The organism is Lactobacillus sp. W8174, assembly GCF_016100975.1.
GTDB lineage: Bacteria > Bacillota > Bacilli > Lactobacillales > Lactobacillaceae > Lactobacillus > Lactobacillus juensis.
On the sequence record NZ_JACFRN010000005.1, the window covers coordinates 94,281 to 108,367 of the forward strand.

Sequence of the window (14,087 nt, forward strand, 5' to 3'; positions counted from 1 at the left end):
TCCTAATACTCAGCTAGTTCATCTAAAGGAATAATTTCACCGGCCAGAAAGGCATCAATTTCATTGCTGGCAAAACCATGTGTAAAAAGATAATTGCGTATTTTATTCTGTCTTTGGCTTTCAGGTAAGCGGCGAAAACGTTTATATGCTTTTATGCCCTGCTTTTTTAAGGCTGCGATTTGATCTTCATCATTTTGAGCAAAATCCATTTGCCCAATTATTGCACTTGCCAGAGCACTGGAAAAGCCATGGTTTAACAACTTAGTTGTCATTTTGCGTTCCAATTCTCGCTCTGACAACTTACCTACTTTGCTTTTCATTGATTTGAGTACTCTTTTGCCAGCATCCAGCCATTTATCGTCAGCTATTTCGGCTAAAGCATTGTCGATTATTTCAGGATCAATTCCCTTTTGCTTTAGTTTATTACTGACGCTAAGAGGGCCATCGGTGCCAATGCGCAGATTTTGTCTGACCAATAATTGGGCGTACTTGGCATCGTCTAAAAAGCCCATCTCTGTCATCTGACTAACCGCAGCCTGGGCAGATTCATTATCAATACCATGTTTATTGAGGTATTGTAAAACTTCAAAAACAGTCCGAGGCTCGTAACTCAAATAATTAGCCACAATATTTGTTGCCTTGGCATCAGCATCAAATTGCTTAATTTCCACAATTTGTTCTTCAGACAGTTCCTGCCCTTTTAAGAGCACGAATTCAGCTACAGTTTGTTCAGTGGCCGAAAAAGAGTACTTACCGTCTAAAAAGATATTAAAACGGCCAGGTCTTTTCTGACTGCTGACTTTAGTAATAATTGGCATTAAAAATCACCTTTCTCTCGCTTAATTCCATGCTAGCAAATTTTGCTCTTTCTTGCTAAATACTTTTTACTGGGAGTACAATTAATTATTAACATTTAATATTTTATTGTAGAAAGAAAATTATGTACAAGAAATTTAATCAAAATCAACCAAAAGAAAAAGATATTATTATTACAATTAAAAGACTGGGTATTAATGGTGAGGGCATCGGCTATTACCGTAAAAAAATAATTTTTATTCCAGGTGCCTTGCCTAATGAAGTAGTTGTTGCCAAAATTATTACAGAATACCCCCGCTATATTGATGCAGAACTGGTTCGTATTAAAGAAAAAAGTCCTGACAGAGTACCTTTTCCCACTAATGTCAATCCAGAAATTGGTGGACTCGAACTGGCTCATTTAGCTTATCCTAAGCAGTTAGAATTTAAACGGGACAATGTTCTTGAAGCCCTCAAGAAATTTCATCCCCGTGGTTACAGCAAGTATAAAGTCAAAAAGACCATTCCGGCTCCAGAAGAATGGCATTATCGCAATAAAGCGCAATATCAAATTGAACGATCACATGGTCAAATTAGCTTAGGACTTTTTGCCCCTAATTCGCACGAACTCTTTGATTTGCCCGAAATGCCAACGCAAAGTCAGGCAACCCAAGATACTGAACGCAAAATTAAAATTCTAGTTGAAAAGCTGCACATTAGAATTGCCGATCCTTACCGTCACTTTGACGGACTTAAAACTATAGTTGTTCGTCAAGCTTATGCCACTCACGAAATTCAAGTAACTCTAATTACAGTGGGCCACAGTCTTAAAAATCTGGAACAACTTGCAAAAGAAATTATGAGGCTCCCTGATGTAGTCAGTGTTTTTCAAAATGAAACTGATTGGCGCAATCCTCAAGTCTGGGGCAATAAAACCACTAAAGTAGCAGGTAAAAACCAAATTACTGATGAAATTTTAGGGAAAAAATTTGCCTTGTCACCGCGAGCATTCTTCCAGTTAAATCCGGTGCAAACCATTACTCTTTACTCACGGGCGCTAAAATTTTTAGATTTAAAGCCAGATGAAACCCTGATTGATGCCTATAGTGGTGTGGGAACGCTGGGAATTTTAGCGGCAGATCAAGTCAAACAGGTTATTGGGATTGAAACTATTCCTGAAGCAATTGCTGATGCCAATCATAACGTGGAACTCAATCATATTAAAAATGCTAATTATATTCAGGGCAGTGTAGAAAAAGTTTTACCTGAACTAGCTCAAAATGGAATTCCAATTGACGCGCTGATTGTGGACCCACCACGAACTGGTCTGGCCAAAAGCTTGATCAAAACCCTGTTGAGAGTAAAACCTAAAACCTTTGTTTACATTTCCTGTAACCCATCTACTCTCGCACAAGATTTAGTCCTTTTGACTGAAGCTTACAATGTCAGACTGATTGAAAATGTCGACATGTTGCCGCAGACTCCAAGGTGTGAATGTGTCGTTAAACTAACTTTAAGATAAATAAAAAGCAAAATAGTTGTCGCAATTAGCGACAACTATTTTTGTGGATCGGGTGTCAATTGAGATTATTTTCTTTTGAGATAAAACCATCATATACAAATATATAAAACTATAAAAACTTCGCGATAAAATTGTCATTTCAAAAGTAGATAACAAACATATTATGGAGATAGAAATCTTGTTAACCTTGACCACACTTTTATAATAGCAAATAAATGTAAGCGCTAGCAAATAAAATGCATAGCTTATTTTACATATTTGACTAAAAATGTTGCTACCCGTCTTTTATATTCTTTGGGATGCTTTGAAAATGACTTGGCATGTTTGGCTCCAGGAGCTACCCATATTTCCTTCGGTCCTCTAGTAGCCTTATAATTAGGATAGACCATTCTAGTAGGCACAAAATTATCACGGCTGCCGTGAATAAACAGCATTGGTCTATGATTTTTATGTAATTGTTTAACACTAGAGGCATTACCCATGAAATAGCCAACTTTTATCTTATTAATGCCGCTTAGAATTTCAACTAGTGGAAAACGAGGAAAGGCAGGCATATTGTACAAGACTCCTGCTTCATGCTCAATTTCATCCTTGACGCTGCTATAACCACAGTCTTCTACAAACGCTTTAACTTGATGAGGCAGTTTAAGTCCACTTGTCATCATGGCAGTTGCCGCACCCATACTCAAGCCGTATATCACTACCTGTTGGTTCTGGCCATATTTTTGCAATAAATATGAGATCCATTTTTTGACATCATCTTTTTCCGGCCAACCATAGCCAATATATTTTCCTTCGCTCTTGCCTTGGGCTCTTGGATCTGGGGTTAAAGTATTATAGCCTAACTGGTGAAACAAAGCGTCATATTCTCCCATATCCTCCTTCGTATCCATATAACCAGGTAAAATAATAGCTGTCTTATTGGAACTTTTATAGGGAATGAAATTCGCATCCAATTTAAACTTTTCGTCAGCGGATTCAATATACCACTTTTGTTTAGCAGTTTTTTTAAACCAAATTTTTTCACGGTAAAGAGGATCTGACTTCTTGATCACATCACTGGAAGAACTTAAAAAACTTTTTTTACCTGGAACACATGCCACTTTAAAGAAATAGTAACCGGCTCCGGTAAACAATAAGCATACTAGTAAAATAATAATAATTGATGAAAGCCACAGCTTTTTATGTTTTAATTTTTTCAATTAGTTCAGCCACCCTCACTAAAATAATATCTTATAGTATAACATTTTAAATTTGTATAGGAATAATAAAAAATGAGATTAACAGACTTATTACAATTAACCAATGATTTAAGCAACCAAACTAACTTGTATCTGACTATTAACCAGAAAAATATTCCTTTGGCAAAAGTAAAAATTTCAAGCAGTGAATGTTTGCTTTTCCCCGGAAAAAAGCCTCTAACAAAAGGCAAACTGATTAATTTGGTTAAAAATATCCACGGTCGCAGTATTCCCATATTTATTTATAACCAAAAAAAGAGAATTGCTGTTTATGGTATTCAAATTTTGCCTGATCAAAATGGAGTTAGGCTAACCTAAAAAAGCTGCCGCTTGGCAGCTTTTTCTAACTATTTTTGCAAATATTGACGAATACGGTTTTTGGTCCCAGCAAAATACCAGGTGCCGGTTTGTTCGTCACTTTGAAGCTCTATGTCATCTTGCGGAGATTCTAAAGCTTGATTAAAAATTTGTTCATATTCAGGAATAGTTAATTTTTGGCGGCGAGCAATCATTTTTTGATCTGCATTTTTATGTAGATTCTTGTCATAGCCCTCAACTATTCGTCCTGAATAAAACTCACCCATTGCCCCTGAACCATAAGAAAATAAACCGATCTTTGCCTTCGCGGGCAATTTAGCATTTTCCAGTAAACTCAAAAGGCTTAAATATAAAGAAGCAGTGTAAATATTACCGACTTCCTTGCCATAACGAGCTGCAGCAGTAAAATTCTCTGTCAATCGCTTTTTAGTCTTTTCATCCTGATCGGCAACAGCCCACTCATTTGCCTTAAAACCCATTTTCACAAATGGTAAATGATAAAGTAATGCTGTGAAATCACTAGTTTTTATTCCAGTTTGTCTAAGATAATCCTTGAATGTGTGTTTAAAAAAGTCTAAATACACGTTTTTAGAATATTTACCATCAACTATGGCAACTGCTGAATCATTAGGACGCCAGAAGTCATTAATATCCTCACTGTATGAGCTGTGTCCCTTATTGATAGCCAAAATTTGCGGATCAGCCTTAATTAGCGTGCTAATGCTGCCAGCTCCTTGTGTCACCTCACCGCCAGTGTTAACGCCATAGCGAGCAATATCAGAGCCAATTACAATTGCGCTATGGTGCGGATGGAGGCGGACATAATCCCGAGCGATCATGATGCCTGCAGTCATACCAAAGCACGCTTCTTTTACTTCAAAAGTTCTGACATTTGCCGGTAATTCCAAAGCCGATTTGATGAAAAGCGAAGCCGATTTAGACTGGTCAACACTGCTTTCTGTTCCAACGATTAATAAACCGACTTTTTTACGTTCAATTTGATCTAAATATCTAAGCGTTGCATTAATTCCCATTGATACTGCATCTTGAGTCTGATCAGTAACGCTCATTCTATTTTGTCCAATACCAATCAAAAATTTATTAGGATCTTCATTGCGCGCTTTTGCCAAATCTACCATATCAACGTATTTGTTTGGTGTATAAAAACCAATTTGATCAATTCCGACTTGCATTATTTTCCTCTCTTATTTCCTTTAAAAATTCCTTAGCTGCAGATTGACTGTATTTTTTGCTATTTATGATTTTTTGGAATACAACTTTTTTCTCGGCAGCAGTAGCATCTAAAACTGCCACAATATTTCTGGCCTGCAGTTTCATGTGTCCTGCTTGTATCCCCTTGGTAGAAATTGCCAGTAATGCTGCTAAATTATTGGCTAAACCAATGGCAGCAATAATATTAGCTAATTGTTCTGCAGTAATTTTTTCGCCTAAAATACGATAGTTTTGCTTAACATCTTTTCTGGTGTTAATTGAGCCGCCCACAGTTCCAATTGGCAAGGGAATGCTTAGCTTTCCCATAAGATTTTCATTTTCAAGCTGCCATTTGCTGAGACTGGCGTAGGTGCCTTTTTTACTTGCAAAAACACCACAAGCTGCCTCTACTGCGCGAGTATCGTTTCCAGTTGCCAGTAAAACAGCATCAACTCCATTCATAATCCCTTTGTTATTGGTAACGGCTCTCATTGGATCGTCCTGACCAATTCGACTTAATAAAACAATTTTCCGAGCAGTTTCTGTTCCACCAATTAAATTAACAGGAATTGCAGCCTTGACCGTTGTGATTTGGCTAGGATAATTTGACAAAATGGCAAATAATTTTTGTTTAATGCCAGCAAAATCCTCTAACTCATCTGCCATAAATTCTAAAATAGAATTTACCTTGTTGGCGCCCATCGCCTCCGCGGGATCAACTAATACTTTTATATAAAGCAAATCATTTATTTGCTTAAGTTCTATTTTACGGACTCCACCGCCATGACTTACAAGACTGGCAAAATAGGTATTTGTCTTTTTAATAAGACCAGGCAATACTTCTTGCAAGTTAGAGACTTCAAAATTTTCAGCCACCTGCATCACAATTTGACCCCAAATACCGTCTCGCTGACTGCTTGCCGTAAAACCACCAGCTTTTGCAACGATACCAGCGCCATTATTAGCCGCAGCAACTACCGAGGCTTCTTCGGTCACCATTGGCACTTGGTAATTTTGACCATTAACCAATAGGTTTTGTGCTAAACCAACGGGTAAACGTAATTGACCAATTACATTTTCACTTAATAAATCCAAGTCATGCAAAACCTGTGAATCAACTTGATCCAGTTTAATTCCTTGTTTTCGCAGCATTTCTCGTCTTTTTTCTGGTGCTAACTTATAAAACTTCATTTAAAATTTCTCTATTTCATATGCAATTGCTTGTCCGCCACCAATACAAAGAGTTACCAAAGCCTTGTGACCATTGATATGATTCATAATATTGACAGCTGTTCCTACTAAACGAGTTCCGGTAGCAGCAAGAGGATGACCTAGTGCAATAGCTCCACCAAAAATGTTTAGTTTAGCGGGTGGAATTCGGAGTTTTCGAGCTAAGACAACGCTAGGTGCAGCGAAAGCTTCATTAACTTCGATTGCATCATAATCATTAATGGTATTGTTTGTTTTTTGTAATAATTTTTCTACTGCAAAATATGGTGCTACACCCATGTATGCCGGATCAGTACCAGATTCAGCAAACGATCCCAACCGCGCCAGAGGTTGCAGTTTGAGTTCCTTTACTTTTTCTGCGCTTGCCAAAATAATCATACTGGCACCATCACTTAAGGGCGAAGAATTGCCAGCTGTAACTAAACCATTTTTCTTAAAAACAGGTTTTAACTTGCTTAGTGCTTGTAAATTAGTATCAGCTCGAATTGTTTCGTCCTGCTGGATTATTTTACCGTTTACTTCTACGCCAATTATTTCATCTTGAAAAAAGTTTTGCTGAACAATTTCAACTGCTTTGCGATGAGAAGCTAAACTATATTCATCCATTTCTGTACGCGTAACTCCATATTTTTCTGCTACGTTTTCAGCCGTTAATCCCATATGCTCATGAGAAAAAGCATCAATGAGGCCATTCTGCAGCATTTCACTTTGAAAATGCGGCTTTTCTTTGTCCTCTGTTAAATAAACAGCATTCGACATGCTTTCGGCACCACCAACAGCTACCAGATCAAAGTCGCCCAGTTCCATCTGTCCTTGAGCCAGTCTGAGAGATTTTAGACTTGAACCACAGACTTCATTAATTGTCACGCTGCTGCTTTTAGGGCTCATACCCGTATTCAAAGCAATTTGCCGCGCCATATTTTGTCCCAAACTTGCACCCAAAACATTACCCATGAATAAGGCGTCCAGTTTTTCAGCAGGCAGACTAATGCTTTTTAACGTTTCTCTTAAGGCTAATTCTCCTAATTCTGTTGCATTTTTTTCACTCCATAACCCATGATAGCGACCAAAAGGAGTTCTTTTAGCTGCAACGATGTATATATCTTTCATTTAACCTATCCCCTAGCTAAAAGTTTCAAGTCGCATGATACAAAAATTTTCTACTCGAAGACAGTAATTAGTCCGACATTAAGAAAAATTTTACATAAAAAAAGAAACCATTAAATGATGGTTCCTTTAATTGCATAATTTATTTGTTATTGTTGATTTTGTTCTTTTAATTTCTTTCCTAAGTCAATTATGTATTTACGCAATGCATCCTTAGTTTCCGGATGTTTTAAGCCATACTCAATTGAAGTTTCCAAGTAACTTTCTTTATTACCGACATCGTGACGGGTTCCCTTAAAGACATGGGCTAAAACGCGTTGCGTTTTATTCATGGTATCAATCGCATCAGTTAATTGAATCTCCCCACCTTTATCTGGTTTTTGCTTAGCCAAAATTGGAAAAATTTCTGGAGTTAAAAGATAACGACCAATAATAGCATAATCACTCGGAGCCTTGTCTACTTCTGGCTTTTCTACAAAAGATTTAACATTTATTAAGCCAGGTGCAATTTCACTATCCGGTTCAATTATGCCATATTTATAAACCTCTTTATGGGGTACCGGCATAACGGCAATTGTTGACGCATTCGTATCGTTATAGCGGTCAATCAATTGCTTGGTTAACGGTTCTTTGTCCATCATCAGGTCATCGCCCAGCATAACAACAAATGGTTCATTCCCAATAAAACTACGTCCACGGGCAATTGCATCCCCCAAACCTGCTGGATAAGGCTGACGAGTATAATAAATATTAATTCCCAGGTGAGTAATTTCTTGCGACATTTTAAGCAGACTAGTCTTACCTTTTTCCTGCAGATTTTGTTCAAGTTCAGGATTGGAGTCAAAATGATCTTCAATCGAGCGCTTATTTTTTCCAGTGACAATCAAAATGTCTTCAATACCAGATTTTTTGGCCTCTTCAACAATAAATTGAATAGTTGGTTTGTCGACAATCGGCAACATTTCCTTGGGCATTGCTTTAGTTACCGGCATAAACCTAGTACCCAGACCAGCTGCAGGAATAATTGCTTTTCTTACTTTCATATTTTTTACGCTTTCTTTAAAATCATAAAACTAATATACCAAAATAAAATTGAATGCGCCAATTTTTAATGACTGCGCTTTCTTTGAATATATTCAGCTAAGCGACCCACTGAATAGTGTACTTCTCCATAATTTAGTGTCACTATTGCAGCATTTACACATGTCCCCAGTAAAAAGAGAATTGAGGAAATATTCAACCACAACATAAAAATAATAAAAGTACCGATAATGCCATAGTTTTCCCAGCTAATACGAAAATGATGCAGATAGAAACTAAAAAGCCAGGAAAGAATGATCCACCCGCATAAAGTAGTAAAAACACCTGGCCAAATAACTTTTTTCTTTAATTTGATGTTAGGTAAAAAGTAATTGACGTAATATAACGAACCCATCATCGTGATTATAATGACAGGATAGCGATAACTAAAAATTTTCTCAATTTCGCCAACAGAAAAGGAGAAAATTGGTCGTAGAAATTCCAGCACCTGCTGACCAAAAATCAAAGTTAAATTAAGCAAGGCAAATACTATAATCATGAGGTTGGTCAACATAATAGTAATAGATCTTGTCCAAACAGTAACCTGCCATTTTTGCTTTAATTCTTGTGCACGAACACCATAAACCCGATTCATACCAATTCTAATAGCATTAACTAACGAAGAAACTGACCATAGAGCCAATATAATACCAAATGAAATATACCCACTTGATTTTCTTTTCAATAATGAGTTAATTATCGGCATAATAAATTTAGCAATTTTATCTGGAAAAATTAGTTTTAAATAACTGGCAATCGGTTCAGTATTAATATTAAATAACGGCAAAATATTTCCGATAATAATAATTAACGGAAATATCGAAAACAAAACGTAGTAAGCAATCGCAATTGCGCTTGTCAAAACTTCACCTTGAGTAAATTTCAAGGAAACAGTTTTATAAAATAAAAAAGAGCGTTTCCTGATTGCCTCAGCTTTTTTACCCATGCAATTTAGTCATCCATTTCGTCAAAATGTGGTAAGTACTTTTCGTAGCCGTCGTATGGCTTTTGCAGCGTTAAAATTTTAGGACCGTCTTTAGTAATTGCAAAAGTATGTTCAAATTGAGCTGATTTTGAGCCATCCGGTGTAGCGTAAAAGACCCAATCATCTTTAGGATCAGAAACGCTTTTTTCTACAATGCGCCAGTCACCACCGGCTTCAACCATTGGTTCACAAGTAATAGTCATTCCTTCACGCAGTCTTAATCCGTGCCCTGCCTTACCCCAATGTGGTACTTCCGGATCTTCATGAATACTTGGCTGGATGCCATGACCGACTAATTCTTTAACGTCGCCATAGTGATGTTCATCTTCTACAAAATGCTGTATTGCGGCTCCGATGTCTCCAATGCGATTACCTAAAACTGCCTGATCAATACCCAAGTACATGGCTTTTTTAGTTGTATCCATCAAATCCTGATCAGCTTGAGAAATTTTGCCTACTGGGTAAGTTGTGCAAGAGTCTGTTTCAAAGCCATTGAGATTGCAAGTCACATCAACCTTAACCAAATCGCCTTCTTTTAAAACTGTGTCTTTACGTGGCGTAGCGTGGGCTATTTGATCATTAACAGAAATACATGTCCCATATTTGTAGCCTTCAAAGCCTTGCTCTGACAACCTGCCACCACGACTTTTGACAAAATCTTGACAAAATTCTTCAATTGACCAAGTGGTAATTCCAGGTTTAATCACGTCTCGCAGGCCCTCAAACATTGATGCTAATAATCGGCCTGAAGCCTGCATACCCTTTAACTCTCTAATTGATTTAATTGTAATCAAATTTAAATTCTCCTCTATTAAATGATGTTTGATTACATTATAGCGTTTTTTAAAAGTTTACTAAAGAATTTCATTAATTACGCAAAATTAGGTATAATGTTTTGATGAATTAGTTTTTGTGAAAGGTATGAATTTAATGAAAGCTAGAATAGTCTATGCAAGTATGACTGGCAACGATGCAGATATGGCAGATATTCTGGAAGAAGATTTGCAGGATTTGGGCTTTGATGTTGAAACGAGCGAAGCTGAATTTACTGACGCCAGTGATTACTTATCAAGTGATTTGTGCATCTTTATTACTTATACCTATGGCGAAGGCACTATGACCGACGACATTGCAGACTTTTATGATCAACTAAAAGATTTAGACTTAAGTGGGAAATATTTTGCCGTGATGGGTAGCGGTGACATGATGTATGCCGATCATTTTTGCGAAAATGTTTTTGATTTTGAAAAAATGTTTAAGCAAGTTGGAGCAAAAGAAGTGACAAAACCTGTTACAATTGAAAATGCCCCGAATGATGATGATATAAAAGCAATTGATAATGCAGCTAAGGAAATGGCTGATCTATTAAATGGTTAAGAATAAGAAAACGGATTCACAAAAATTCGACTCAATGTCTGATCCTAAAATTCACCGCTTAGCACAAAATGTAGTCAAAAGACATCGCAATTTATTTGTTTACATGATCTTTGGTTTTATAGCGGCTCTAATCAACACTGTGGTATTTATGATTTTGCATAAATGGTGGCACAGCATTGTTTTAGTATCAAATACTATTGCATTTATTGTTTCTAACCTCGCCTCTTTTGTATTTAACCAAAAGGCCGTCTTTATCAATAACGTCGATGAGGAGCATTCAACTTGGCAAAAGTTGGTCGTCTTTTTCACCTATAGGATTATTAGTCTTATCCCTGACAGTTTGATTATGTTGGTTGGATTGTCCTGGCTTCATCTAGATGCCTTGCTAGTAAAAATTGTTGATCAAATTTTAGTGGGTATTTTTAATTACCTGACTACGAGATCAGTTTTTCAAGCTCAAGAAACTACCATGATTGCACGAGCAAAAGAGAAAATTAAATCACGTAAAGAAAAAAACGATAAATAAAAGCCAAGAAAATTTTTCTTGGCTTTTTGTGTAATAAAATTTAGACGGCTCATTTAAAATCAGCTGGTCTTTCACCCTTATTTTGAGCAAAATAGTAGGCAATAGCATCCATTATTCTTTCTGATGCATGACCATCACCATAAGGGTTCTTGGCATTGGCCATCTGGTCGTAAACTTTTTTGTTTTCAAGTAATTCCAACATTGCGTTTCTGACATTATCAACTTGCGTTCCCACTAATTTGAGTGTACCAGCTTTAACACCTTCTGGTCTCTCTGTAGTATCTCTTAAAACTAAAACTGGCTTGTTTAAAGCAGGAGCTTCTTCTTGAACTCCTCCAGAATCTGTCATAATGAAGTAACTTAATTTGGCTAAGTTATGAAAATCAACCACATCTAAAGGGGCAATCAAATGAATACGCGGATCATTACCTAAAATTTCGTGTGCAACTTTTTGCACACTAGGTGATAAATGAACAGGATAAATAATTTCAACATCATCATTGTTGTCTACGACCTGTTTCATCACCTTAAAAACCCGTCTCATAGGTTCACCCTGATTTTCCCGCCTGTGCATGGTCACAAGAATTATCTTGCTTCCGGGTTTAATCAAATCTAAAACCTCATGGTGGTAATCATCTTGAACTGTTTCTTTCAAAGCATCAATAGCTGTATTACCTGTGATAAAAATATTGTCAGAATTGTGGTTTTCTTTAATCAAGTTTTGCTTGCTAACCGCAGTTGGTGCAAAATAAAGATCAGTTAAATCATCAGTCATTTGCCTGTTCATTTCTTCAGGAAAAGGTGAATATTTATTCCATGTTCGCAGTCCCGCCTCAACGTGACCTAAGGTACATTTATTATAAAAGCTGGCCAAACCGGCAGCAAAACTGGTGGTTGTATCTCCATGGACCAAGACAATATCTGGTTTAACTTCTTTTAAGACTTTTGTCATGTCGATTAATACCTTGGCTGTGACGCCCTCTAAAGTTTGGTTTTTCTTCATGATATTAAAGTCATACTCCGGCTTGATTTTAAATATATTAAGAACTTGATCCAGCATTTCCCGATGTTGTGCTGTAACCACCGTAACTTCCTCAAATCGATTATCTTTTTTTAGTCTCTGTACCAACGGCGACATCTTTATAGCCTCCGGTCTGGTACCAAAAACCGTCATTACCTTAATTTTGCTCATAATTTCCTCCATTTTATTAATATATTAGTAAATTAGCTGCAAAAAAACAAGTTAATTATGGTTTAATAACTATTGAATAACAAAAGTTGGTGAAGAAATGTATCATGGATTTAAATTATTACTAATTACAGGTCTGTTAATAGTTTTAGCAGCTTTTTGTTTTGTCTTTAGTTTTGATAAGAGAAAGACGGTCAAAAGCAAAAGAATTTTACTTGGAATAGCATTAATCCTATTCATAATAATTATCTTTTTAGTTATCCGAATTTTGGAATCGCCTTTATATTAAATATATAGCAGCAATTGCTCTAGAACAGTAATTCAACAAATAATTACTTTATAAAAGTGTTTATTCTTTCACTTTATATATCAATTCGCTGTATAATGATTTTGAAAAGAGGTGAATAAATTATGGGTAAGGCAGAAGTCACTAAAAATGTTTGGGTCACTACTCACGGCGACAAATGGGCTGTTAAAATTGCCGGGAGCGACAAAATCTCTAAAACTTTTGACCGCAAAGCTGACGCTTTAGAATATGCAAAAAGTTTGGCACAAAAGGAAAAGACCGAACTAATTAGTCAAAAAAGAAACGGGCGTATTAATCTTAAAAATTCATATGGTCATGACAGTCCTAAAGCCGCAGGCTAATATATCGATACATTGTTATTACTACTATTTTCATATATTTTATCTATTCTGACATTTTAATTAATCTATATTTCTCAAACTAAAATATAAACTTTATTTTATTCATATTTACATAAATAACAAATCTTTCAAATTCTGGTCTGATTATCTTCTTGATAGTCAGACTTTTATTTGTCTGCAATTATTTTTACCCCTAATATATCTGAACTATCAATACTATCTTCTTTTTTGTTACCAACAAATGTAAAGTTTGTCTTTGTTGTGTTTTTGATTAAAACATTCGTTACCAAAAAGGTTTTAATTGCACCATCTTTAAGCATAAATTCTACTTTTTGACCTTTTAGGACAAATTTTAATTCACAGAATGGCATTTGATGTATATCTAAAGAAAAATTGGCACTGCTTGGAATTGCATCAACTACTTGTGAGATAAAAACATCATTTTTTGGATCATCAGCCATAAAAATCATTTCAGGTTGGTCATCATCTTCGTCTTCAATTTCATTAACAAAGATTGTTTTTTTAGTACCATCTTTTAATTTAAAAGTTACATTACGAGCCCGAAAATTATCTAAAACCTCGGGTAAAGACATTTTGTGTGGATTCATTTTTAAAAATTCTAATTAAACTAAAAAAGCCAATCTGTTTAAAACAGGACAGAGCCGAAAATGATCCTGCTACAAAAAATTAGCAACTGTTTTCTAATAAATTTAAATGCAGTAAAATTTGCATTTAAATTATACCTTATATGACCCCGGTGAGATTCGAACTCACCTCTACGGTTTAGGAGACCATTGTTCTATCCAGATAAACTACAGGGTCGCAATAGATTAACTTTACCAAATTTGAGTGATAAA

The 14,087-nt window shown here is 36.0% G+C and carries 15 protein-coding genes and 1 tRNA gene; 5 read left to right on the forward strand and 11 right to left on the reverse strand.

The annotated features are described in order from the left end of the window. Positions 1-2 precede the first annotated feature (2 nt). The gene (gene recX, locus H3U49_RS07730) at positions 3-818 is read right to left on the reverse strand and encodes a recombination regulator RecX (protein ID WP_198180872.1); all 816 of its coding nucleotides are present in this window, start codon (positions 816-818) and stop codon (positions 3-5) included. Between the two features lie 122 nt (positions 819-940). Between recX and rlmD the strand changes: the two genes are divergently transcribed. Then, entirely contained in the window at positions 941-2,317 is a 1,377-nt protein-coding gene (gene rlmD, locus H3U49_RS07735) for a 23S rRNA (uracil(1939)-C(5))-methyltransferase RlmD (protein ID WP_198180873.1), read from the forward strand. Positions 2,318-2,562: 245 nt separating this feature from the next. On the opposite strand, the gene H3U49_RS07740 is transcribed toward rlmD, so the two are convergent. Further along, entirely contained in the window at positions 2,563-3,519 is a 957-nt protein-coding gene (locus H3U49_RS07740) for an alpha/beta hydrolase (RefSeq protein WP_198180874.1), read from the reverse strand. 72 nt (positions 3,520-3,591) lie between these two features. Here H3U49_RS07740 and H3U49_RS07745 point away from each other — a divergent pair, with 72 nt between their 5' ends. Next, the gene (locus H3U49_RS07745) at positions 3,592-3,876 is read left to right on the forward strand and encodes a hypothetical protein (RefSeq protein ID WP_198180875.1); all 285 of its coding nucleotides are present in this window, start codon (positions 3,592-3,594) and stop codon (positions 3,874-3,876) included. A gap of 29 nt (positions 3,877-3,905) precedes the next feature. On the opposite strand, the gene H3U49_RS07750 is transcribed toward H3U49_RS07745, so the two are convergent. The 6 genes from H3U49_RS07750 to map form a co-directional block, all read right to left on the reverse strand. After that, complete coding sequence (locus H3U49_RS07750; RefSeq protein WP_198180876.1) at positions 3,906-5,069, reverse strand: hydroxymethylglutaryl-CoA synthase; 1,164 nt, start codon at positions 5,067-5,069, stop codon at positions 3,906-3,908. Next, complete coding sequence (locus H3U49_RS07755; protein WP_198180877.1) at positions 5,053-6,279, reverse strand: hydroxymethylglutaryl-CoA reductase, degradative; 1,227 nt, start codon at positions 6,277-6,279, stop codon at positions 5,053-5,055. Before H3U49_RS07755 ends, H3U49_RS07750 begins: the two co-directional genes overlap by 17 nt. Beyond that, positions 6,280-7,428, reverse strand: a complete 1,149-nt coding sequence (locus tag H3U49_RS07760; protein WP_198180878.1) for a thiolase family protein — start codon at positions 7,426-7,428, stop codon at positions 6,280-6,282. A 146-nt stretch (positions 7,429-7,574) separates the two neighbouring features. Further along, a complete protein-coding gene (gene galU, locus H3U49_RS07765) occupies positions 7,575-8,468 on the reverse strand; it encodes a UTP--glucose-1-phosphate uridylyltransferase GalU (RefSeq protein WP_198180879.1) in 894 nt (297 codons plus the stop codon). Positions 8,469-8,533: 65 nt separating this feature from the next. Continuing rightward, positions 8,534-9,451, reverse strand: coding sequence for a YihY/virulence factor BrkB family protein (locus H3U49_RS07770; RefSeq protein ID WP_198180880.1), 918 nt, complete (start codon positions 9,449-9,451; stop codon positions 8,534-8,536). Positions 9,452-9,456: 5 nt separating this feature from the next. Next, entirely contained in the window at positions 9,457-10,284 is an 828-nt protein-coding gene (gene map / locus H3U49_RS07775) for a type I methionyl aminopeptidase (protein WP_198180881.1), read from the reverse strand. Positions 10,285-10,420: 136 nt separating this feature from the next. Here map and H3U49_RS07780 point away from each other — a divergent pair, with 136 nt between their 5' ends. Both H3U49_RS07780 and H3U49_RS07785 read left to right on the forward strand, forming a co-directional pair. Further along, positions 10,421-10,867 carry a flavodoxin gene (locus H3U49_RS07780; RefSeq protein WP_198180882.1) on the forward strand — a complete coding sequence of 149 codons (447 nt, stop codon included), beginning with the start codon at positions 10,421-10,423 and terminating at the stop codon, positions 10,865-10,867. Further along, on the forward strand, positions 10,860-11,393 hold the full coding sequence (locus H3U49_RS07785; protein WP_198180883.1) for a GtrA family protein: 534 nt from the start codon (positions 10,860-10,862) through the stop codon (positions 11,391-11,393). Before H3U49_RS07780 ends, H3U49_RS07785 begins: the two co-directional genes overlap by 8 nt. 49 nt (positions 11,394-11,442) lie before the next feature. Here the strand turns inward: H3U49_RS07785 and wecB are convergent, their stop codons facing one another. After that, on the reverse strand, positions 11,443-12,585 hold the full coding sequence (gene wecB, locus H3U49_RS07790) for a non-hydrolyzing UDP-N-acetylglucosamine 2-epimerase (protein WP_198180884.1): 1,143 nt from the start codon (positions 12,583-12,585) through the stop codon (positions 11,443-11,445). 408 nt (positions 12,586-12,993) lie between these two features. Between wecB and H3U49_RS07795 the strand changes: the two genes are divergently transcribed. Beyond that, positions 12,994-13,230 carry a DUF2188 domain-containing protein gene (locus tag H3U49_RS07795; protein WP_198180885.1) on the forward strand — a complete coding sequence of 79 codons (237 nt, stop codon included), beginning with the start codon at positions 12,994-12,996 and terminating at the stop codon, positions 13,228-13,230. Positions 13,231-13,397: 167 nt separating this feature from the next. Here H3U49_RS07795 and H3U49_RS07800 read toward each other — a convergent pair whose 3' ends face one another. Both H3U49_RS07800 and H3U49_RS07805 read right to left on the reverse strand, forming a co-directional pair. Beyond that, complete coding sequence (locus H3U49_RS07800; protein ID WP_198180886.1) at positions 13,398-13,838, reverse strand: hypothetical protein; 441 nt, start codon at positions 13,836-13,838, stop codon at positions 13,398-13,400. Positions 13,839-13,979: 141 nt separating this feature from the next. Next, positions 13,980-14,052, reverse strand: a tRNA-Arg gene (locus tag H3U49_RS07805). Positions 14,053-14,087 lie beyond the last annotated feature (35 nt).